Here is a 22,168-nt window from a genome sequence, read left to right as displayed (position 1 = left end):
TCTCTCCTGTTTTCGGGTTGTTCTAGCGGGTGACGTCGAAGGGCAATTTATAGCCCTCCAGCCCGGCGCGGATCGCCTTCTTGTCGATCTTGCCCGTCGGGCCGAGCGGGATGTCATCGACGAAGATCACGTCGTCGGGCATCCACCATTTGGCGATCTTGCCGTCGAGATAGGCGGTCAGGTCGGCGGCCGTCGCGCTGGCGCCGGGCTTCAATTGACAGAGCAGGATCGGGCGTTCGTCCCATTTCGGATGCGACACACCGACGACTGCGGCGTTGGCGACCGCGTGATGTCCCATGGCGATATTCTCGATCTCGATCGAGCTGATCCATTCGCCGCCCGACTTGACGACATCCTTGGCGCGGTCGGTGATCTGCATATAGCCTTCGCGGTCGATCGTGCTGACGTCGCCGGTGTCGAAGAAACCTTCGGCGTCGAGCACGTCGCCGCCTTCGCCGCCGAAATAGGCGCCGGCGATCGTCGGACCCTTGACCATCAGCCGGCCGGGGGTCTTGCCGTCGTGCGGCAGGCGATTTCCGGCATCGTCGACGAGCTTCATGTCGAGCCCGCAAAGCAGGCGGCCCTGCTTGAGCTTATAGGCCATTTGTTCGGCATCGGACTTGGCGGCGACCGCGGCATTGGGCACCGACACGGTGCCGAGCGGCGAGGTCTCGGTCATGCCCCAGCCCTGGATGACGTCGACACCATAATCGTCGCGGAAGGTACGGATGATCGATTCGGGGCACGCCGAACCGCCGATGGTGACGCGTTCGAGCGTGGTGAAGCGTTTGCCGTTCTCCTGCATATATTGGAGCAACATCTGCCACACGGTCGGGACGGCGGCGGAGTAGGTCACACCCTCCCGCTCGATCAGATTGTAGATCGATTCGCCGTCCATCCGCTGACCCGGCAGGACGAGCTTGGCGCCGACCGCAGGCGCCGAATAGACGACGCCCCAGGCATTGGCGTGGTACATCGGGACGACAAGCAGCACCGTATCGCGCGCCGACAGGCCGAGCGCGTCGCGCTGGAGCGTCATCAGCGCGTGGATATAGTTCGAGCGGTGCGAATAGAGCACGCCCTTGGGATTGCCCGTGGTGCCGCTGGTGTAACAGAGGCCGCAGGCGGCATTTTCGTCAAAGCCGCCCCATGCATAGTCGGCGGGTTGACCGGCGATCCAGTCGTCGAAGGCGATAGCGGGAAAGCTGGTTTTCGGCAGAGAAGCAGCGTCGCAGAAGAAGATCACCTTCTCGATGCTCGGCACCTGCGGCAGCAATTCTTCGACCAGATCGGCGGTCGCGGGGTCGGCGATGAGCAGCCGGTCGCCGGCATGGTTCGCGATATAGGCGATCTGTTCAAGGAAGAGCCGCGGATTGAGCGTGTGGAGGACGGCGCCCATGCCCGCCGCACCGTACCAGGCCGCGAGGTGGCGCGCGCTGTTCCAGCCCATCGTCGCGACGCGGTCGCCCGCGACGATTCCTTCGGCGGCGAGCGCATTCGAGACGCGCTTCGCATCGGCGTGGATCGCGGCATAGGTCGAGCGGGCGACGCGGCCCTCGGCATCGCGCGACACGACTTCGCGCCCGCCATGCCAATTGGCGGCATGATCGAGGATGCGGTCGACCGTCAGCGGCACATCCTGCATCAATCCCATCATCGCTCGTGTCGCTCCCATGCCGACGGCGTCTGGCGCCTGTTAAAAGGATAGTATACTAAGTATTATGGCTTTGCAACGCCGCGCTGCCTTGCGCGCCCCCTGCCCTTCTTCTAGCACGGACCAAAGGCAAAGGGGGCCGACCGCAGCATCTTATGCGCACCAACCAATTGATCATCGCACTGTTCCAGCGTTTCTGCTGGCTCGACGAGGGGCTGCAGGCGCGTCTGCACGACCGCGGCTGGCCAGACGTCAACCGCCCGCAATCGATGGTGATGACCAACATCGTCAGCGGCGTCGTCCGCCCGTCGGACATCGCGCGCAACCTGGGGGTATCGCGGCAGGCGATTCACAGCACGATCAACCAGATGGTCGCGCTCGGCATGGTCCAGCTCGACACCGATCCCGGCGACCGACGGCACATGATCGTGTCGCTGACCGAGACCGGCGCGCGGATGCGCCGGGATGCGCAGCGCGCGATGGACGCGCTGACCGCCCAGATCGCCGAGGTGCTGGGACAGGAGCGCTTCGACGCGCTGCTCGCGGCGCTCGAGGACGACTGGGGCGACAATATCGAACGGGCAACGGCGCCGACGAAGAAGAAGCGCGCCTAGGCCGCAAGCGCCTTCGCCACCGCGACCAGCCGCGCCGCGGTCATGTCGACGAGCGAGGCGGGGAGCGGCTCCCGAAGCTGCCCGGCCTCGTCGAACGCGGCGTGCGCGTTCGGGACCAGAACCTGGTCTGGAATCACGAGCATCTGGATCGTGCCGAGGATTTGGCGCAGATGCGTGAGGCCGCGAATGCCGCCGAACGGGCTGATCGACGCGCCCATGATCGCCGCAGCCTTGCCGCGAAAGGCAGTGAGCGCGACGGGTCCTTCGTCGCCGGTCGGACGCGACGCCCAGTCGATCGCGTTTTTGAGCAGCGCCGGGATCGAGCCATTATATTCGGGCGACACGACGAGCAGCCCGTCCTGCGCGGCCAGCAGGTCTTTCAGTTTCAGCGCGTCGGCAGGAAAGGCATCCGCTTCGAGCGCGGCGGTGTAGATCGGCAGGTCGAGCGCGGCGAGGTCGACGACGGTCACGTCGGCCCCATGCGCCGCCAGCCGCGCCGCCGCGAGCGCACCAAGCGCCCGGTTGAACGATCCGTCGCGCGTGCTGCCGACGATCACCGCAATTCTGGTCATAATGCCTCCCGCTGCATTTGGTTAGAATACTAACCGATTCGCGGCGGGCATCGCAACTTAGCGCGGCCGGATCAAGCCTTGACGTCCGACAGCACCGACAGCTTTTGCGTTTCGTCGGCGAGGTTGCCGATCACGCGGCGCATCAGCGACTGCAGCACCTCGACCTCCTCATCGCTCATCCCGCGCGTCGCGATCTCGTGGATCTCGGCGTTCATCGGCGCGAGCACCAGCTCGAGTTTGCGCGCATGGGGAGTGAGGAAGATGAAGGTTTTGCGGCGGTCGTCCTCGGTCTTCTTGCGGGTGATGAAACCCGCCTTTTCCAGACCTTTGAGCGCGACGACCGTCGTCGGCTCGCGCATGCCGACGCGTTCGCTGAGTTCGCGCTGGGTGATGCCGTCCTCGCGCCACAACTGGCGCAGGAAGCGCCACTGGCCGGCGGACACATCATGGGTCAGCGTGCGGCGTTCGAGCAACCGCGAAAAGGATCGGAAGACGACGCGCGCGAGATAGCCGATGCTGTTTTCGGGATCGGTGTAAAATTCGGCGGGATGCCGAAAGCTCTGGTTGGTTTTGGCCAATGCACTGCTCCCCTGTGGCCGCTCGCGCGGCCTTGTGCCTGTCCCGATTCTTAGAGGCCGAAGAATCGGGCGGCAACCTCTATCGTCGCCGCACCGGTTCAAACCGTCGATATGATTGGACAAAGCGGCGAAAGCAATTTACTTAGACTACTAAGTTATTTGTTGGGAGATGATCGTGCAACAATTCGTCCGGGTGCGCGGCGTCGCGGCGCCGCTACCGCTGGCCAATGTCGATACGGACATGATCATTCCGGCGCGATTCATGAAGGCACTGACGCGGAACGGGCTCGGCGCGCATCTGTTCGAGGAACTTCGTTTCGCGCCCGACGGCAGCGAACGCCCCGATTTCATCCTCAACAACCCGACCTGTCGGCGCGCGGAGGTCCTGATCGCCGACCGCAATTTCGGCTGCGGGTCGTCGCGCGAACATGCGGTGTGGGCGCTCGACGATTTCGGCATCCGCTGCGTGATCGCGCCGAGCTTCGGCGACATTTTCGCCAGCAATGCCCGCAAGAACGGGTTGTTGCTGGTCCGCCTGCCCGAAGCGATCTGCGCGCGGCTGTGCGCCGAGGTGGCGCTGTCGCAATATGCGCCGGTCGAGGTGGACCTGACGGCACAGGAAATCCGGCTCGCGTCGGGCGAGGTCGTCGGTTTCACGATCGATGCCGACGACCGGCGGGTGCTGATCGAAGGACTCGACGACATCGGACGGACGCTGCGGCACGAAGCGGCGATCACGCGGTACGAGGCCGCCTAGCCCAGCATATCGGGCGACGCGATCGCGCCCGCTATCGCACTTGCCGCCGCGAGCGCCGGGCTCATCAGATGGGTGCGCCCGCCGCGCCCCTGGCGGTTCTCGAAATTGCGGTTCGAGGTCGCAGCGCAGCGTTCGCCGGGAGCGAGACGGTCGGGGTTCATGCCGACGCACAGCGAACAGCCGGGTTCGCGCCATTCGAAGCCTGCGGCGCGGAACACGCGGTCGAGCCCCTCGGCCTCGGCCTGCCGCTTGACGAGCCCCGAGCCCGGCACGACCATCGCGCGGATATGCGGCGCGACGTGCCGGCCGCGGGCGATGGCCGCCGCAGCACGCAAATCCTCGATCCGGCTGTTGGTGCAACTGCCGATGAAAATCCGGTCGAGCCGCTGGCCAGCGATCGGCCGACCGGGCGTCAGGTCCATATAGGCGAGCGCCCGTTCGGCCGTCGCGCGCGCATCGAGGTCGGGCAGCTCGGACGGATCGGGCACAAGCTCGCCGATGCCGACGACCTGCGACGGATTGGTGCCCCAACTGACCATCGGGCGAACGGCGGCGGCGTCGATGCGCAGTTCGCGATCGAAGGTCGCATCGGCATCGCTCGTGAGGCCCCGCCAGCGGGCGACCGCCCCGCCCCATGCGTCCCCGGTCGGCGCCGCCGGACGCCCGGCAAGATAAGCAAAGCTCGTCTCGTCGGGCGCGACCAGCCCGGCGCGCGCACCCATTTCGATGCTGAGGTTGCACAAGGTCATGCGCGCCTCCATCGACAGCGCGCGGACGGCCGCGCCGACATATTCGACGACATGGCCGGTGGCACCATCGACGCCGACGGTACGGAGCAGGTGAAGCGCCAGGTCCTTGGCCGAAACATCGGCCGGAAGCGCGCCATCGACCGTAATCCGCATTCCCCGCGACTTGCGCTGGCGGATCGTCTGGGTCGCAAGCACATGTTCGACCTCGCTGGTGCCGATGCCGAAGGCGAGCGCGCCGAAGGCGCCGTGGGTCGATGTGTGACTGTCGCCGCAGACAATCGTCATGCCGGGCTGCGACCGCCCCTGTTCGGGTCCGACGACATGGACGATGCCGTTGCGCGGATCGCCCATTGCAAAACGCTCGACGCCCGCACGGTCAGCGTTGACCTCCAGCGCCAAGAGCTGCGCGCGCGCCGCTTCGTCGGCGACCCCCGATGCCCCGGCCGCCTGCCCTTCGGTCGGAACATTGTGATCGGAGAGGGCCAGCGCGCGTTCAGGCCTGCGTACGATGCGGCTTGAGGCCGCAAGCGCCGCGAAGGCCTGCGGAGAGGTCACCTCGTGGAGCAGGTGCAGGTCGATGTAGAGGATCGATTCGCCATCGTCCTGCGCCACGACATGCGCGTCCCATATCTTGTCATATAATGTGCGCGCTCGCGCCGGATTGGTCATGCCGCATCACCCCCGCCGGCACGACTTCGGGGCGCGCCATAATACTTAGATATCTAACTTATATGGCATGTTCGCGGCTCGTATCAAGCGCTTTTCCGCCAATCCCGATTTTCACAATCATGCAATACTTAGTAGTTGAAGTATTATTTCGGCATGATATGAGAGCCTCGGGAACGAGGATAGAACCGACGGTACGAACCGAGGATGGATAATCCCGACCGGCGACAACACGGCACAAGCCGACACACCCGTTCCTTGGACAGACGAGCCGGATGCGTGCGCCGCACTTCCGAACGCGATTATGCGTGCGGAAACGGATTCCGCGCGCCGGCGAACGGGAGGACGACATGAAGACCGCTTTGCTATTGCTTTCGACCGCCGCAATCGCGCTTTCAGCCGCGCCGGCGCACGCTCAGGATATGGCCGCCCAGGCCGCGACCGACGAAGGCACAACCGCCGACGACACCTATGGCGAAATCCTCGTCACGGCGCAGCGCCGTTCCGAAAGCGTGCAGGACGTGCCGATCGCCATCTCCGCCTTCAACAGCGAGATGGTCGAGGCGAGTGGCAGCACCAACATCACCAGCCTCAACGGCCTCGCGCCCAATGTCGTGCTGCAGACGCAGGGCCTGGTCGCCAACGTGCCGATGATCTCGATCCGCGGCATGAGCACCGCCGACCCCGATCCGAACGCCGACCCCAAGGTGAGCACGATCATCGACGGCGTCTATATACCCTTCGTGTCGAGCACGATGCTCGACCTGTTCGATGTCGAGCGGATCGAAATCCTGAAAGGCCCGCAGGGGGTTCTGTTCGGCAAGAACAACCTTGCCGGCACGATCAACGTCATCAGCGCGCGCCCGACCGACGATTTCGGCGGCGAAGCGCGCGTCTCGCTCGGCTCCTACGGGCTCAAGCAGTTCCGCGGCAAGATCAACTCTGGCCGCTTCGCGAACGACGCGCTGGCGGCCAAGATCGCGGTCAATTTCCGCGACTATAATGGCTATGCGCGCAACGTGATCACCGGCAATCGCCTGAACGGCGCCAATGTGAAGTCGGTGCGCGGCGCGCTCGAATATGATCAGGGCGGCGCGTTCGATTCGACGCTGATCGTCGACTGGCTGAAGCAGAAGACGATCGGCCCGGCGCCGCATGTGCTCGACAATGGCGATCCCAATTGGGACCTGCTGCCCGACGCGGTGAAGACCGACGTCTATAAGGCGGCCGTTCTTTTCGATCCCTATGCCAAGACCGAAAGCTATGGTGGGTCGTGGAATTCGAACCTCGATGTGGGTTGGGGCACGATCAGTTCGGTGCTCGGCTATCGCCACCTGACCTATGTCACGCGCGGCGACTTCGACGGCCTGATCACCCCCGCCCCGCAGCTCGACGTCACCCGCGACTTCTCGGGCGAATCGAAGAGCGCCGAACTGCGCTATGTCTCGCCCGCCGGCGAGCCGGTCGATTTCGTCGTCGGCCTCTATTATCAGGCGGATAAATGGCGTCAGTTCAACACCGTACTCGCCAACCCGACAACCACGACGCTGGCCCAGCTCCATCAGGACACCGAAAGCTATGCGGCGTTCGCGCTCGTCAATGCGCATCCCGCCGACGGGCTGACACTGTCGATCGGCGGCAGGTACAGTCATGATCGCAAGAAGTACGACATCGCATCGCAGGCGTTCGTCAACGGTAACCGAATCTCGTCCTTCGCGAGCAGCCTGGAGGCCTCGTGGGCCGAGTTCACGCCGCGCCTGACGGTGAATTATGAAGTCACCCCCGACGTCATGGTCTACGCCAATTATTCGCAGGGCTATAAGGCCGGCGGCTATAACTCGCGCGGCACCATCCCCGAGAATGTCGGCCCCTATGATCCCGAGCGGGTTACCGCATTCGAGCTTGGGGCCAAGACCGACCTGTTCGACCGGCTGCTGCGCCTGAACGTCGCGGGCTTCCTCAACAATTACCGCGACCTGCAAAGTTCGGTAACCAAGATGGGATCGGTCCGCGCTGAGAATGTCACGACAAATATCGCCGCAGCGAAGATTTATGGCTTCGAGGTCGAAAGCGTGCTGCGCCCTGCAACCGGCTTCTCGATCGGCGCCAATGTGGCCTATCTGCATGCGCGCTACACCGACTTCTGCGCGGACACCAACGGCGTGTTCACCAATGGCGCGCCAGAGCCGGGCCAGTGCGGGCCGGCGGTACCGGTCCTGCTCAACGGCGTTCCCAACGGCACCTTCGCGGTCCCGGTCGATTCGTCGGGGTTGGACCTCGCCAATGCGCCCAAGTGGAGCGGCAGCCTGTCGCTCGACTATGCGATCCCGACCTCGTTCGGCGAGGTGAAGCTGCACAGCGACGCGCGCTATTCGGCGCGCTTCAATACCTGGGGCCGCAGCAACAATCCGGGCTATTACCGCAACGAGGTGGTGCTGGTGAATGCGAGCATCGCGGTCGCCGGCGATGACGAGCGGTGGAAGGTCACGCTTTATGGCACCAATCTGACCGACAAGAAGGTGATGTCGGGCGCGACCAATGCGGGCGCAACGCCGATCAGCCAATTCTATCAGGCGCCGCGCGAGTTCGGGGTCGACTTTGCGGTGAAGTTCTAAAATCCTGCGCCCGCGGTGCGTGAGGCGCGCCGCGGGCCGGCAACGATCGGGAGAGAGACATGGGCTGGGATGTGAATCGGCGAACCTTCGTCGGCGGCATGGGCGCGCTCGCCGCGGCGGGGCTGGCGCTGCCGACCTATGCGAAGAACGGCAAGAAGCTCAACGTGCTGATGATCGTCACCGATCAGGAACAGAGCGTCGCGAGCTACCCTGCCGGGCTGCTCGAAAAACTGCCGCATCACCGCGAGTTGATGGAACGCGGGATGCTGGTCGAAAACTACCATGTTCACACCACCCCCTGCACCCCGTCGCGCTCGACGATCTTCCAGGGCCACCACACCCAGCAGACCGGGCTGTTCCTCAACAGCGACAATGCGCCGAACCCGGTCGCGGCGGAGGACATGCCGACGCTGGGCCATATGATGCAGGCCGCGGGCTATTACACGAGCTACAAGGGCAAGTGGCACCTCAGCCGGATGAATTTCGAGCGCAACTGGAACCGCGTGCCGGGCGGCATCTACCCGAGCACCGAGCGTGCGATGGAGAAATACGGCTTCCACGACTATGGCTTCGACGGCGAGGAGCTGGGGCTGACTTGGGACGGCTATCGCGCCGACATGTTCGTCGCGGGCGACGCGGCGCGCAGCATCTTCGACTTCGTGCGCCGCGACAAGGCGGGCGGGAAGCCGTGGTTCATGGTCGTCGGGCTGATCAACCCGCATGACATCATGTTCTATGACGCCACCGGCGAGCAGGCGAAGCATCGCGTCCATCCCGACATCCTCGCGCCGCTGCGCCGCGAACCGGGCGACCCGATCTATGAAGTCGACAACAAGTTCGACCTGCCCGAAAGCTTCTACAAGGACGATCTTTCCACCAAGCCCGAGGCGCATAAGGGCATCCAGCGGCTCAACGATCTTTTCTATGGGCCGATGCCGCTAAGCGATCTCGACAGCTGGCACCGCTTCAACAATTATTATTACAATTGCCTGCGCGACGTCGACCGGCGGCTGGGGCAATTGCTGTGGGCGCTCAAGGAGAGCGGCCAGATCGACAACACGATCATCCTATACACCAGCGACCATGGCGAGCGCGCCGGGGCGCACGGGCTGCGCCAGAAGGCCGGCACGATGTACCGCGAGGAAACCAACATTCCGATGATCATCGCGCACCCCGATGTGAAGGGCGGCCAGACCACCAAGGGGCTGATGGGCGCGATCGACATCGCGCCGACGCTGATGACGATCGCCGGGCTGTCGGCGGACGAAGGCAGGAACCGCTTTCCCGATCTGCCGGGGGTCGACGTGTCAGGACTGCTGTCGTCGCCGACCGTCCCGACCGAGCGCGACAAGCGCGGGCATTTCTTCAACTATGCGGTCGCGCATATGTGGGAACCCAATTCGACCAAGGTCGTCGGCCCGCGTCCGCCGGGCGAAAGCATCCCCGACTATTCGAAAATCTATGACCTCGAGAAACGCCGCCTGCATCGCGGGGTGCACGACGGGCGCTGGAAATTCGCGCGCTATTTCGCGCCGGCGCACCACCACCAGCCGAAGGACTGGAAGACGCTCAATGCCCGCAACGACCTCGAACTCTACGACACCCACGCCGACCCCAGGGAAATGGTCAACCTCGCGAATGATCCGAAGCACCGCAAGGAGGTGATGCGGCTCAACGCGATGGTGAACGCGCTCGCGGACCGCGAGATCGGCGTCGGGCTCGACGACGGCCGCGAATATCCGGGGCCGACCGAGATGTACAACCAGCCCGGCTAGAGTGCCGGTTTCGGTTGAAACAAAACCGGCACTCTAGATTGTTGTTTTACCGTGATTTCCGAGTCGTGAAATGATCCATTTCACTTGAAATCACTCTAGTCGTGCAGCGACGCCGCGTCGGCGCAGGGCGCGGTTTCGGGCTGGATCGTGGCGTGATGGATTTCGAACCGCGCCTCCAGCATCGCGGCCAACGCGACGCGGACCACGTCCACATCGCCGCCATCGGAGACGACGACATGCGCCGTCAGGCTCGCATCGTCGCCCGCGACCGACCAGATATGCAAATCGTGCACATCGGCGACCCCCGGCTGCGCGCGCATCGCCGCGCGCACCGCGTCGAGATCGATGCCGCGCGGTACGCCCTGCAACAGGATATGCGTCGTGTCGCGGAGCAATATCCACGTCCGCGGCAGCACCCACAGACCGATCGCGATCGCTACGACGGGATCGACCCAGTTCCATCCGGTCCCCCAGATCAGCAACGCCGCGCCGATCACGCCGACCGACCCCAGCATGTCGGCCCACACCTCAAGATAGGCGCCCTTGACGTTGAGGCTGTCGTCCTTGCCGCCCGCGAGGATACGCATCGCGAAGAGGTTGACGAGCAGCCCCGCGCTCGCGACCAGCAGCATGCCGAGCGACTGGACCTCGGGCGGCGCGAAGAAACGCTGAACGCCTTCATAAAGGACGAAGCCCGCGACGAGGAACAACAGCACCGCATTGAAGGCCGCGGCGAGGATTTCAAAGCGGCGATAGCCATAGGTGCGTCGCTTGTCGGCGGGACGCTGGCCGATGCGGATCGCGGCGAGCGCGATCGCCAGCGCCGCCGCGTCGGTGAACATATGCGCCGCGTCGGACAGCAAGGCGAGGCTGTTGAACAGCCATGCACCGACGAGTTCGGCGACGAGGAAGGTCGAGGTCAGCCCGAGCGCGATCGACAGGCTGCGCGCATTGGCACCCGCGCCGTGATTGTGCGCGTGCCCCGCCTCGCCATGATCATGTCCTGCACCCATATCGCTTCTCCGTCAGGATGCCGCCAGCGCGGCGGCCTGCCGCAATTCGCCGCGCGCCTGGCGGAAGACTTCAAGGCTGCCCCAGATCGCAAGACCCGCCATGATCGCGGCGACCGCGAGGTCGGGCCAGCCGCGGCCGGTGCCGAACACCCCGAGCGCGGCGGCGAGCACCGCGAGGTTGCCGATCGCGTCGTTGCGCGAGCATATCCACACCGAGCGCATGTTCGCGTCGCCGGTGCGATAACGATAGAGCATCAGCGCGACGACGACATTGGCGACGAGCGCCGCGCCACCGACGAGGCCCATGGTTTCGGCGTGCGGCGTCGTGCCGCTGACGAAACCCCAGACGGTCGCGCCGAGTACGCCGAGCCCGAAGAGCAGCATCGTCGCGGCCTTGAACAGCGCGGCGCGGGCGCGCCAGGCGAGCGCCATGCCGGCGACGCCGAGGCTGATCGCATAGTTGGCGGCATCGCCAAGGAAATCGAGCGCGTCGGCCTGAAGCGCGCGCGAGTCCGCCGCGACGCCCGCGACGATCTCGACCGCGAACATCGCGGCATTGATCAGCAGCGCGATCCACAACACGCGCCGCCACTTGGGATCATTGAGCGCGGTCGTGCCGCTTTTGCCGGCACAGCATTGGTCGGCCATCTGCCGAATCTCCTTGGGATTTCGAGTCGACATCGACTATGCACCCTGTAGCAACTACAGGGTCAAGGCATGAAAATCGGCGAACTCGCGCGCACCACCGGCGCCAATATCGAGACGATCCGCTATTATGAGCGGATCGGCCTGCTTCCCGAGCCCGACCGCACCGCGGCCAATTATCGCAGCTATGGCGACAAGCACCGCTCGCGGCTGGCGTTCGTGCGCCATTCGCGCGAGCTGGGGTTCACGATCGAGGAAATCCGCTCGCTGCTCGACCTGTCGGACCATCCCGAGCGCGACTGTTCGGAAGCCGACCGGATCGCCACGGGGCATCTGGAGCAGGTCGAGGCAAAAATCGCGCAACTGGCTACGCTGCGCGACGAACTGGCGCGGATCGTCGGGCGGTGCCGCGGCGGGCTGGCGGGCGATTGCCGGGTGATCGAGGCGCTGGGCGATCATCAGCTGTGCGAAGCCACGCACGCATGAGCGCGCCGCTGGCGACGATCGGCTGGTATGTGCTGGCGGCGCTCGGCGAGGTCGGCGGCTGCTTTGCGGTGTGGGCGGTGTTGCGGCTGGACAAGCCGTCCTGGTGGCTGGCGCCGGGCGCGATCGCCCTCGCCTTTTTCGCTTATGCGCTCACGCGGGTGGAGGCCGAGGCAGCAGGGCGCGCGTTCGCGGCCTATGGTGGCATCTATATCATCGCCTCGCTCGTCTGGCTCAAGCTGGTCGAAGGGGTGTCGCCCGACCGGTGGGATTTGCTCGGCGGTCTCATCTGCCTCGGCGGCGCGGCGCTGATCCTGTGGGGTCCGGGGCGCAGCTAGAGCCGATGGGCAGAGCGAAGCGTCATTTTGAGTTATATAACTACGTTTACTTTCTATCGCGATTGACATATTGGCGGGGGAAAGAGGACAGACGGCCCATGGTCGCCGGTCACGGGAAAGGACGAATGGCATGGATTTGAAGCCGGGTTCGCGCTGGAAAAGCGCGGTGTGCGACGCGCAACTGGTGGTCGTGCGGCCACCGAGCGCGGCGGGCGAACTGCAGTGTGGCGGCGTTCCGGTGCTGCCGATCGACGATGCGAGCGCGCCAAGCGGCGATGTCAACGCCGATTTCGCCGAGGGCGTGATGATCGGCAAGCGCTACACCGATGAGGCGAGCGGGATCGAAGTGCTCGGCGCCAAGGCGGGCAAGGGATCGCTGGCGTTCAATGGTGTCGCGATGTCGATCAAGGGCGCGAAGCCGCTTCCCGCCTCGGACTGACAGATATGCGCACGCCGCTGCTCCTCGACATTGCCGCTGATGCGTGTAGCGACCGCCTGGCGATCGGCGGGCGCGACGGCGGACTCGATTTCACCGCCTACCGCGCGCGGGCGAGCCGGGTTGCCGCGTGGCTGGCCGACAAGGGCAAGGCGAACACCGCGTTCCTCGGCATGAACGGCGACGCTTTGCCCGTGCTGCTGTTCGCGAGCGGGATGGCGGGGACGCCGTTCGTGCCGCTCAACTACCGCCTCGCCGATGGCGATTTGAACAAGCTGGTCGCGCGCACCGCGCCCGCGATGCTGATCGCCGACGATGAGATGCTGCCGCGGATCGCGCCGGTCGAGGGCGTCGAACTGATCGCGCGGAGTGATTTCGAGGCCGCGTTTTTGCGGGGCGACGTGCCCGAGCCCGTGCTGCTGGACGAAGCCGAAAACGACATTGCAGTGCTGCTGTTCACCAGCGGCACGACCGGCGATCCGAAGGCGGCGGTGCTGCGCCATGGCAACCTCACCTCCTATGTGTTGTCGACCGTGGAGTTTCTCGGCGCCGAGGAGGATGAGGCGGCGCTGGTCAGCGTGCCATCCTATCACATCGCGGGCATTTCGGCGATTTTGACCGCGGCCTATGGCGGGCGGCGGATCGTCTATTTGCCTGCCTTTACCGCCGAGGATTGGGTCGCGACGGTTGCTCGCGAAGCCATCACCCACGCGATGGTCGTGCCGACGATGCTGGGCCGCATCCTCGACGTGATGGTGGAAACCGGCGAGACGCTTCCGACGCTGCGCGCGCTGTCCTACGGTGGTGGCAAGATGCCCGAGCCGGTGATCGCGCGCGCGCTTTCAGCGTTGCCGCACGTCGCCTTTGTCAACGCCTATGGGCTAACCGAGACCAGTTCGACGATCGCGTTGCTCGGCGCCGAGGATCATCGCGCGGCCTTCGCCTCGAACGATCCGGCGGTGCACCGGCGCATCGCCTCGGTCGGCCAGCCGCTGCCGAGCCTCGAACTCGAAATCCGGCGCGAGGACGGCAGTTGCTGCGGTGTCGGCGAGCATGGTGAAATCCATGTGCGCGGCGAGCAGGTGTCGGGCGAATATCTGCACAAGAAGGCGATCGCCGACGACGGCTGGTTCGCGACCAACGACGCCGGCTGGCTCGACGAGGGCGGCTATCTGTTCGTCGAGGGACGGCTCGATGATGTCATCGTGCGCGGCGGCGAGAATATCTCGCCCGGCGAGATCGAGGATGTATTGCGCGGGTTCGACGATATCGCCGACTGCGCGGTACTCGGCATTCCATGCGTCCAGTGGGGCGAGAAGGTGGTGGCGGTGATCGTGTCGCGATCGGGCGCGCCCGACATCGATGCGATGGCGGCAACGGTCCGTGCCAGGCTGCGGTCGACCAAGACCCCCGAACAATGGTTTGTGCGCGATGAGCTGCCCTATAACGAGACCGGAAAGCTGCTGCGCCGAATCCTCAAGGCCGAACTGGCCGAAGAGGTTTGCGCCGGGTAGGACGGCGCGATGACCGCACCCGATTACCACCCCTATCATCTTGGGGCCGATCATCTCGGGGCCGACCGTCTGTCGGCGCCGGGCGGCGAGCCGGTCCTGGTCGTCGATGCGGCGCGGTGGCCGCGGCCGAAGGCACCGATCCAGGCGGTGGTGATCGGCGTCGATCGCGACGGCAATTTGCCCGCGGTGGTCGCCGACGATTTCGACCTGTTGCTGACTTTGACGAACGACGCGCCGCGGCCGTGGGTGTCGCTCGACGGGCGCGATGTCGAGGGCCAGGTCGAACGGCTGGCAAGCGCGGTGCGTAGCAATCCGTTGGCGGCAACGATCGCGGCACAGTTGTTGCGGCTCACGGCGAGAATGCCGCTGGGCGATGCGCTGACGGCCGAATCCCTTGCCTATTCGGCGTTGCTCGGCGGGGCGGAATTCGCCGCCTGGCGCGAAACCGCGCTCATCGACGACGGTCCGCCGACGCCCGCCGAACCGGTGATGATTGAGCGCGACGGCGACCGGCTGACTCTGACGCTGAACGACCCCGCCAACCATAATGCGATGACCGCAGCGATGCGCGACGCACTGTACGAAGCGCTGGCCAACGCGCTCGACGATCCGAGCGAGCCCGACGTGCTGCTGCGCGGCGCTGGCAAATGTTTCTCGACCGGGGGCGATCTGTCCGAATTCGGCAGTGCGCGCGATCTGGCGGAGGCGCATCTGGTGCGAACGCTGCACAGCTGCGCGCGCGCGCTCGATGCGCTGGGCGATCGGGGGACGGTGCGGCTGCACGGCGCCTGTGTCGGGTCGGGGATCGAGGTCGCGGCGGCGGCGCATCACCGCATCGCGGCGCCCGACGCATGGTTCCAGCTGCCCGAGCTTGGCATGGGGTTGATCCCCGGCGCGGGGGGCACCGCGACGGTTGCCCGTGCGATCGGCCGGCATCGGACGATGTGGATGCTGCTGTCGGGCAAGCGCGTCGGCGCGGCGCAGGCGCTCGACTGGGGCCTGGTTCACAAGATCGAGCGTGGACCTTGACCGCCTTGCTCGACGCGGTCGCAGTGGCGGGCGACCGGCTGGTGGCAGCATCTGGCGGGCGCATCGTTTTCGACCCACGCCGCGCACTGTCGCGGCATGACGATCTGACGCTCGCGGAGCCCGGCGAGTGGTCGCCGAACCGGCATTGCCGGCTGGTGCGGTGCCGCGACGGGTGGATCGCGGTATCGCTGGCGCGCGGCGAGGACCGCGAACTGGTTCCGGCATGGACCGGCGCGACGTTCGAGGACGAGCCGTGGGATGCGATCACGGGCTTTGCGGCGGAGCGCGCGGCGGGCGGGGTGGTTACCGGGGCCGCCGACCTGCATATGCCGGTGGCGCGGGTCGGCGAAGCGGAGCCGCTGGCGATTTCCGGCCTCGAGTCCGGCAAGCCCAGCGACGGCATCATCGTCGACCTGTCGGCGCTGTGGGCGGGTCCCTATTGCGGGGCGCTTCTCGCCGAGGCGGGCTATGCGGTGGTAAAGGTCGAAGCGGCCGAGCGCCCCGACCCGACCCGGCTGCATACGCCGCACCTCGACAAGCGGCTGAACGGCGGCAAGCGACATCTGGTCATGGCGCTCGACGGCCCCGACCTGCTCGCGATGATCGGCGAGGCGCGGGTGTTGATCACCTCGGCGCGGCCGCATGCGCTGGCGCGACTGGGACTCGATGAGGCGCGGCTGTTTGCGATCAATCCCGACCTGTTGTGGATCGCGATCACCGCGCATGGCTGGTCGGGCGATGCCGCGATGCGGGTCGGTTTCGGCGACGATTGCGCGGCGGCGGGCGGGCTGGTGCGGTGGGAGGATGGCCGGCCGCGGTTCATCGGCGACGCGCTGGCCGATCCGTTGACCGGGCTGACCGCGGCGACGCTGGCGCTGGAGGCGTTGGCGGCGGATGAGTGCGGGTTGCTCGATGTTTCGCTCGCCCGCACCGCCGCGACTTTCGCCAAGGCGATGGCATGAGCGAGCGGTTCGACCTGATTATCCGCAATGCGCGCGCCGCCGATGGGAAGCCGTGCGCTGTCGCCGTTCGGGATGGATGCATCGCGGCCCTCGGCCCGGCGGTAGACGGCGATGGGCCCGAGATCGACGCCAAGGGGCTGACTTTGGGGTCGGGCCTGCACGATCATCATCTGCACTTGCTGGCGACCGCGGCGCGGATGGAGTCGGTCGATCTCGCCGATTGCCGAACGGTCGGGGCGGTGGTCGCCAAGCTGCGCGCCCGCCCCGGGGCACCCGGAACCTGGGTGCGCGCGATCGGCTATGACGAGCGGGTGGCGGGGTTGCCCGACCGGGTCTTGCTCGACGCCTGGCTGCCCGATCATCCGTTGCGGGTGCAGGATCGGACGGGGGGCTATTGGCTGCTGAACAGCGCGGGCGTCGCGAAGCTCGACGGACCGCCCTTCCCCGATTGCGTCGAGCGCGATGCTGATGGGCGAGCGAACGGACGGATCTGGCGCGGCGATGGCTGGCTGCGCGGGCGGATCGGCGGGGCACCGCCGTCGCTTGCGGCGTTGGGTATGAAGCTGGCCGAGTGGGGCGTGACGGGCGTGACCGACGCGGGCGCGTTGAATGGTCCGGCGGAGGCCGCGCTGCTCGCGGGGGCGATGCCGCAGCGGCTGGTGATGATGGGGAGCGAGGACCTGCCTGCCGGTGAAGGCTATGCACTCGGCCCGGTGAAGCTGCTGCTCGACGAGAACGACCTGCCGCCGGTCGAGGCCGTCGCGCGGCGGATTGCGGCGGCACGCGTGCTGGGGCGCAACGTCGCGGCGCATTGCGTGACGCTGGGCGAACTGGTCTTCTATCTGGAAGCACTGGCTGTTGCGGGGGGGGCGAAGCCCGGCGACCGGATCGAGCATGGCGGGGTGATCGCCGACAGCCTGATCGGCGATATCGCGGCGGCAGGATTGACGGTGGTGACGCAGCCGAATTTCATCCACGACCGCGGCGATCGCTATCGGGCGCAGATGGAGGCGGACGATCTTGGCGATCTCTATCGGCTGGGTTCGCTGACGCGCGGCGGGGTGCGAGTGTTTGGGGGTTCGGACGCGCCTTATGGCGATGCCAATCCTTGGGTGGCTTTGCGGGCGGCGACCGATCGGCGGACGCGTGGGGCCGAGGTGATCGGAGCGAGCGAAGCGATCGGTCAGTCGGCGGCTCTGGCGCTGTATCAGGGCGCGCTTGCGATCGGGGCTCCAGCGGACCTGATATTGTATGACTGGTCCCAGGATATGGGTGCGTTGGGGACCGTTGGTTTGTCCATGATCGGCGGCGAGATCGTCTGGCAACAGTGAAACCGACCTCTGTCTGGATCGTCATTGCGAGGAGCGAAGCGACGCGGCAATCCAGAGTAGGCGTAAACCGCCCTGGATTGCTTCGCTGCGCTCGCAATGACGACGTTTATATGTCCGGGACGCGCTGCTTCAATCCCGCACCAGCAGCATTGCCCCCGCGAGCGGGCCGCCTGAGGTCGAGGTGGCGCAGACCTGCGGGTCGCCCTTCACCTGCCGCGCCCCGGCGCGGCCCCAGAGCTGGGTGCAGGCTTCGTGGACCGCACCATAGGCGTGGAGGCGGCCGCCCGACATCGCGCCGCCGCCGGTGTTGACCGGCAGTTCGCCGCCCAGCGCGATACGGTGGCCGCCGTCGATGAAATCCTTGGCGCCATAACGTTCGCAAAAGCCGAAATTTTCGAGCCAGTTGATCGTGTGGAAGCTGAACCCGTCATAAAGCTGCGCGATGTCGACGTCGGCGGGTTTGAGGTCGGTGCGGCCCCACATCATCTCGGCAACCTTGGGCTGCGCCTGCGTGTCGAGTTCGGCCAGTTGGGTCCAACTGTTGCGGTAGCGCATCGACGAGCCGATCGACTCGATGCGGATCGGCGGATTCTTCAGGTCGCGCGCGACGTCCATGCGCGAGACGATGATCGCGGCGGCGCCGTCGATCGGCACGTCGCAGTCGTATATGCGCAGCGGGGTCGCGATCAGCGGCGACGCGAGATAATCGTCGATGGTGATCGGGGTCTTGTAGATCGCGTTCGGATTGAGCGCGGCGTTGCGGCGCTGGTTGACCGCGATCTGGCCGACCTGCTCGGGCTTGATGCCGCTTTTGTGGACATAGAGATTGAAGAACAGCGCCTGCTGGAGTGCGGCCGCGTAAGTGTAATAGGGCGCGTACCAGGCGAAGGGGCCCGCCTGTCGCTGGCCCTCGCGGAGCAGCGAATTGGCGTAGGCGGTCTTGCGCGCGGTTGCCTCGTACATGGTGCGGAAGATCAGGACGTTGCGGCAGAGGCCCGCGGCGATCGCACCGATCGCGTTGAACACCGCGCCATATTGGCCGGGTGCCTCGCCGCCGCCGCCGTACCAGCCGACTTCGAGCCGCAGCGCATCCTGCAGCGCCGCGCAGCCGACCGGCGAGAAGCCCGAGCCGTCGGCTTTCTCGCCGGGCCAGGTCGCGATGCCGTCGATGTCGGCGCGAGTCAGCCCGGCGTCGGCGATCGCTTCGAGCGCGGCATCGACGGTGAGTCCGAGCGCGGACTTGGTCGCGCCGCGCGAGACTTCGGACATACCGACGCCGGTGATCGCGGTGTTTTTCTCGGCGAAACGGGTCATGATTGCACCGGACGGAAGAGGGGTATCCACAAATCCTCGGCGGGTTCGAAGACGACCTCGACCTCCATGTCGAAATCGACTGCGTCGGGCGGACATTCAACGATGTTGCAGGGAATGCGGACATCGTCCTGCTCCGCGATCGCGACCAGCGCGAGGACATAGGGTTCGGTCAGGTCGGGCACCCAGGCCTTGTGATTGACGGTGAAGGTAACCACCCTGCCCCGTCCCGACACCGCGTGCGGCGCGACGTTGCGGCTTTCGCAGCGCGGACAAAAGGGCACCGGCGGATGAACATAATATTCGCAGTCGGCGCAGCGGTGGATCGCGAGCTTGCCGTCGCGGCCCCATGTCCAATAGGCCTGATTGTCCCGGTCGATCACCGGCAACGTTCGCGCAATCATGTCTCTCTCCCAGTTATTACACTAGGTCATAAACCAAGAGTTGACACATCGTCAATTTTTGCGATGATGCGCCCAACGATAAATCAACTGGAAGAGGAGAGTCGCCATGCAGATGGACGATATGGTGATCATCAGCGTCGACGATCATGCGGTCGAACCCCCCGAGGCTTTTATCCGCCACTATCCCGAGGGCAAGAAGGACCGCGCGCCGCGGATCGTCCAAGACAATGGCAAGGATATCTGGTCGTGGAACGGTCAGCGTTTCCCGACCATCGGCCTCAACGCCGTCGTCGGCCGTCCGCGCAGCGAATATGGCATGGAGCCGAGCGCCTTCGCGCAGCTCCGCCCCGGCACCTATGACCCGAAACTCCGCGTCGACGACATGAACGCCAATGGCGTGCTCGCCTCGCTGAATTTTCCGACGATGCCGAGCTTTGCCGGCGGCACCTTCGTGTCGATGGCGCAAAAGGACCCCGAGGAGGCGCTGCTCGCCTGCCGCGCGTGGAACGACTGGCATGTGCAGGAATGGTGCGCGACCGCGCCCGGCCGCTTCATCCCGATGTGCCTGATCCCGATGTGGAACATGGACGACACGCTCGCCGAACTGAAGCGGATGAGCGACCTTGGCGTCCATGCCGTCAGCTTCTCCGACAATCCGTCGAACATCGGCCTGCCGAGCATCCACAATGAATATTGGGAGCCGTTCTGGAAGGCGTGCAGCGACTATAAGATGGTGATCAACTGCCATATCGGCACCGGCGCGCGCGCGATGCATCCCTCGCCCGAAAGCCCGATCGACGCATGGATCACCGCGATGCCGATCTCGATCGCCAATTCGGCGGCCGACTGGACCTTCGCGAAATTCTGGCAGCGTTATCCCGATCTGCGCATGGCGCTGAGCGAGGGCGGCATCGGCTGGATCCCCTATTTCCTCGAGCGCGCCGATTTCACGCACGAACATCATCATGAATGGACCTACACCGACTTCAACGGCGAACGGCCGTCGGACCTGTTCAAGCGCCACATTATCTGCTGCTTCATCGACGACCAATTCGGGGTGAAGAATCTGGAATATATGAACACCGACATGATCGCCTACGAATGCGATTATCCGCATTCGGACACGGTGTGGCCCAATGTCCCCGAATATCTGTGGGCATCGGTCAATGGGCTGGAGAAGAATGTGGTCGACAAGATCACCCACCTCAACGCGATGCGCGAATACAGCTTCGACGCCTTTGCGCTGAACGGCGGGCGCGAGAATTGCACCGTCGCGCACCTGCGCGAGCTGGGCAAGGACGTCGACGTCAGCCCGCGGCACAACCTCGGCGGGCTCAAGACCGACAGCATGGACGCGATCGGTCAGGCGCGGCGTCCGGTGACGTCGGGCGACATCGAACGCATGTTCGCTTCGGCCTGAGCGGAGGATATCATGACCGAGACGACGCTCTCTCGCTGTCCGATCGCGCATGCCCCGGCGGATGCGCCGCCGGTGCCGGCGCATGTCCCGCCCGAACGGGTGCTCGACACGCGCTTCGCGCAGGGCCAGATCGCCTATGATCTGCCCGACCCGTATCTGCCCGCCGATGTGATGCGCGACCCCGACGTGCCGCGCATCCTCTATTACCCCTGGCCGACGAGCGGACGGCAGCATGGCGCGTGGACGGTGTCGCATTATGACGACATCCGCCGCGTCTACGAGGACAATGAGATTTTCTCGACCGAGGGTGCGGCGCAGTTCCAGGCGCTGGCGGGCGAGACGTTCCCGTCGATCCCGCTCGGCATCGATCCGCCCGACCATGGTCGTTATCGCAAGTTCCTGAACCCCTGGTTCACCCCGGTCGCGATGAACGACATGGAGCCAAAGATCCGCGCGATCGTCACCGAGATGATCGATGCGGTGGTCAAGGACGGCGAGGTCGACATCGCCTATGATTTCGGGCGCATCTATCCGGTCCGCGTGTTCCTGAACCTGATGGGTTTCCCCTTCGGTATGTTCGACCAGTTCCTCAAATGGGAATATGCGATCCTGCACAACCCCGACATCGGCGCCAAGGCCGAGGCGGTGAAGGGCATCCTCGCCTATCTCCGCGGTTTCATCGCCGAGAAACAGGCGAACCCTGACGAGACGCTGGGCAGCTATATCGCCAACGGCCAGATGGACGGCCAGCCGCTGACCCCCGACGAGACGATCGGCATGACCTGGTTCCTGTGGCTCGGCGGGCTCGACACCGTCGCGTCGACGATCAGCCAGATGTTCCGCCGCATGGCACTCGACACCGAGCTTCAGGCGCGCATCCGTGCCAATCCGGAGATCATCAACAGCGCGGTCGAGGAGTTCCTGCGGGTCCAGCCGCTCGTCAACAGCGGGCGGCGGATCAAGAAGGATTTCACCTGGCACGGCGTCGACCTCAAGGAAGGCGACTGGATCGCGTGCATCAACAGTTCGGGCAATTTCGATGAAAATCAGTTCGCCTGCCCGCGCGATTTCGACCCCGAGCGCAAGAACAACCGCCATTTCACGCTGATCGGCGGGGTGCATATCTGCCTCGGCGCACATCTGGCGCGGCGCGAATTGCGCGTGCTGCTGAACGAATGGCTGTCGCGCGTGCCGCCCTTCCGCCTCAAGCCCGGCGCCGACACCACGGTGATCCCGGGGCTGCTGTCGATCCGCAACCTGCCGATCGTCTGGGACAGTGAAACCGCCTGACAGGAACAAGAC

21 protein-coding genes are annotated in these 22,168 nt (G+C 65.4%); 13 read left to right on the top strand and 8 right to left on the bottom strand.

Annotated features, from left to right (window positions below):
- Positions 1 to 22: 22 nt before the first annotated feature.
- Positions 23 to 1,657 carry a long-chain-fatty-acid--CoA ligase gene (locus AC3WS4_RS12655; protein ID WP_492738214.1) on the bottom strand — a complete coding sequence of 545 codons (1,635 nt, stop codon included), beginning with the start codon at positions 1,655 to 1,657 and terminating at the stop codon, positions 23 to 25.
- Positions 1,658 to 1,809: 152 nt separating this feature from the next.
- Here AC3WS4_RS12655 and AC3WS4_RS12650 point away from each other — a divergent pair, with 152 nt between their 5' ends.
- Positions 1,810 to 2,268, top strand: coding sequence for a MarR family winged helix-turn-helix transcriptional regulator (locus tag AC3WS4_RS12650; protein WP_492738216.1), 459 nt, complete (start codon positions 1,810 to 1,812; stop codon positions 2,266 to 2,268).
- On the opposite strand, the gene AC3WS4_RS12645 is transcribed toward AC3WS4_RS12650, so the two are convergent.
- Positions 2,265 to 2,840 (bottom strand): NADPH-dependent FMN reductase, encoded by a 576-nt coding sequence (locus AC3WS4_RS12645; RefSeq protein ID WP_492738218.1) that lies wholly within the window; start codon positions 2,838 to 2,840, stop codon positions 2,265 to 2,267. The genes AC3WS4_RS12650 and AC3WS4_RS12645 overlap by 4 nt on opposite strands.
- Before the next feature lie 71 nt (positions 2,841 to 2,911).
- Positions 2,912 to 3,418: a MarR family winged helix-turn-helix transcriptional regulator gene (locus tag AC3WS4_RS12640; protein ID WP_056347472.1), complete on the bottom strand. Its 507-nt coding sequence runs from the start codon at positions 3,416 to 3,418 to the stop codon at positions 2,912 to 2,914.
- 175 nt (positions 3,419 to 3,593) lie between these two features.
- Here AC3WS4_RS12640 and leuD point away from each other — a divergent pair, with 175 nt between their 5' ends.
- Complete coding sequence (leuD, locus tag AC3WS4_RS12635; RefSeq protein ID WP_492738220.1) at positions 3,594 to 4,175, top strand: 3-isopropylmalate dehydratase small subunit; 582 nt, start codon at positions 3,594 to 3,596, stop codon at positions 4,173 to 4,175.
- On the opposite strand, the gene leuC is transcribed toward leuD, so the two are convergent.
- A complete protein-coding gene (gene leuC, locus AC3WS4_RS12630) occupies positions 4,172 to 5,593 on the bottom strand; it encodes a 3-isopropylmalate dehydratase large subunit (RefSeq protein ID WP_492738222.1) in 1,422 nt (473 codons plus the stop codon). The genes leuD and leuC overlap by 4 nt on opposite strands.
- Positions 5,594 to 5,940: 347 nt before the next feature.
- Between leuC and AC3WS4_RS12625 the strand changes: the two genes are divergently transcribed.
- Entirely contained in the window at positions 5,941 to 8,205 is a 2,265-nt protein-coding gene (locus AC3WS4_RS12625; protein WP_187139949.1) for a TonB-dependent receptor, read from the top strand.
- A 59-nt stretch (positions 8,206 to 8,264) separates the two neighbouring features.
- Entirely contained in the window at positions 8,265 to 9,980 is a 1,716-nt protein-coding gene (locus tag AC3WS4_RS12620; protein WP_492738225.1) for a sulfatase family protein, read from the top strand.
- A gap of 95 nt (positions 9,981 to 10,075) precedes the next feature.
- Here AC3WS4_RS12620 and AC3WS4_RS12615 read toward each other — a convergent pair whose 3' ends face one another.
- Both AC3WS4_RS12615 and AC3WS4_RS12610 read right to left on the bottom strand, forming a co-directional pair.
- Positions 10,076 to 10,993, bottom strand: coding sequence for a cation diffusion facilitator family transporter (locus tag AC3WS4_RS12615; protein ID WP_492738227.1), 918 nt, complete (start codon positions 10,991 to 10,993; stop codon positions 10,076 to 10,078).
- Between the two features lie 12 nt (positions 10,994 to 11,005).
- Positions 11,006 to 11,641 carry a cation efflux transmembrane domain-containing protein gene (locus tag AC3WS4_RS12610; RefSeq protein WP_492738229.1) on the bottom strand — a complete coding sequence of 212 codons (636 nt, stop codon included), beginning with the start codon at positions 11,639 to 11,641 and terminating at the stop codon, positions 11,006 to 11,008.
- A 69-nt stretch (positions 11,642 to 11,710) separates the two neighbouring features.
- Between AC3WS4_RS12610 and AC3WS4_RS12605 the strand changes: the two genes are divergently transcribed.
- From AC3WS4_RS12605 to AC3WS4_RS12575, 7 genes are all read left to right on the top strand, one after another.
- On the top strand, positions 11,711 to 12,124 hold the full coding sequence (locus tag AC3WS4_RS12605; RefSeq protein WP_056347484.1) for a MerR family transcriptional regulator: 414 nt from the start codon (positions 11,711 to 11,713) through the stop codon (positions 12,122 to 12,124).
- The gene (locus AC3WS4_RS12600; protein ID WP_492738231.1) at positions 12,121 to 12,459 is read left to right on the top strand and encodes a YnfA family protein; all 339 of its coding nucleotides are present in this window, start codon (positions 12,121 to 12,123) and stop codon (positions 12,457 to 12,459) included. Before AC3WS4_RS12605 ends, AC3WS4_RS12600 begins: the two co-directional genes overlap by 4 nt.
- A 130-nt stretch (positions 12,460 to 12,589) precedes the next feature.
- A complete protein-coding gene (locus AC3WS4_RS12595) occupies positions 12,590 to 12,898 on the top strand; it encodes a hypothetical protein (RefSeq protein ID WP_492738234.1) in 309 nt (102 codons plus the stop codon).
- Positions 12,899 to 12,903: 5 nt separating this feature from the next.
- Entirely contained in the window at positions 12,904 to 14,409 is a 1,506-nt protein-coding gene (locus AC3WS4_RS12590; RefSeq protein ID WP_492738236.1) for a class I adenylate-forming enzyme family protein, read from the top strand.
- Between the two features lie 9 nt (positions 14,410 to 14,418).
- A complete protein-coding gene (locus tag AC3WS4_RS12585) occupies positions 14,419 to 15,438 on the top strand; it encodes an enoyl-CoA hydratase/isomerase family protein (protein ID WP_492738239.1) in 1,020 nt (339 codons plus the stop codon).
- The gene (locus AC3WS4_RS12580) at positions 15,435 to 16,400 is read left to right on the top strand and encodes a CoA transferase (RefSeq protein ID WP_492738241.1); all 966 of its coding nucleotides are present in this window, start codon (positions 15,435 to 15,437) and stop codon (positions 16,398 to 16,400) included. The genes AC3WS4_RS12585 and AC3WS4_RS12580 overlap by 4 nt, the downstream gene beginning before the upstream one ends.
- Positions 16,397 to 17,731, top strand: coding sequence for an amidohydrolase family protein (locus tag AC3WS4_RS12575; protein WP_492738243.1), 1,335 nt, complete (start codon positions 16,397 to 16,399; stop codon positions 17,729 to 17,731). The genes AC3WS4_RS12580 and AC3WS4_RS12575 overlap by 4 nt, the downstream gene beginning before the upstream one ends.
- Positions 17,732 to 17,860: 129 nt before the next feature.
- On the opposite strand, the gene AC3WS4_RS12570 is transcribed toward AC3WS4_RS12575, so the two are convergent.
- Both AC3WS4_RS12570 and AC3WS4_RS12565 read right to left on the bottom strand, forming a co-directional pair.
- Complete coding sequence (locus AC3WS4_RS12570; protein ID WP_492738245.1) at positions 17,861 to 19,045, bottom strand: thiolase family protein; 1,185 nt, start codon at positions 19,043 to 19,045, stop codon at positions 17,861 to 17,863.
- Positions 19,042 to 19,446 (bottom strand): Zn-ribbon domain-containing OB-fold protein, encoded by a 405-nt coding sequence (locus AC3WS4_RS12565; RefSeq protein WP_492738247.1) that lies wholly within the window; start codon positions 19,444 to 19,446, stop codon positions 19,042 to 19,044. Before AC3WS4_RS12565 ends, AC3WS4_RS12570 begins: the two co-directional genes overlap by 4 nt.
- Before the next feature lie 106 nt (positions 19,447 to 19,552).
- On the opposite strand from AC3WS4_RS12565, the gene AC3WS4_RS12560 reads away from it, so the two are divergent.
- Both AC3WS4_RS12560 and AC3WS4_RS12555 read left to right on the top strand, forming a co-directional pair.
- Positions 19,553 to 20,866 carry an amidohydrolase family protein gene (locus AC3WS4_RS12560; protein WP_492738249.1) on the top strand — a complete coding sequence of 438 codons (1,314 nt, stop codon included), beginning with the start codon at positions 19,553 to 19,555 and terminating at the stop codon, positions 20,864 to 20,866.
- Positions 20,867 to 20,878: 12 nt separating this feature from the next.
- The gene (locus AC3WS4_RS12555) at positions 20,879 to 22,156 is read left to right on the top strand and encodes a cytochrome P450 (RefSeq protein ID WP_492738251.1); all 1,278 of its coding nucleotides are present in this window, start codon (positions 20,879 to 20,881) and stop codon (positions 22,154 to 22,156) included.
- The last annotated feature ends 12 nt before the right edge of the window (positions 22,157 to 22,168 follow it).

It is taken from the genome of Sphingopyxis sp. EU05-FHT14B03 (genome assembly GCF_058790875.1).
Note: the sequence above shows the minus strand (reverse complement) of the source record. Positions and strands in the feature narration are given on the sequence as shown.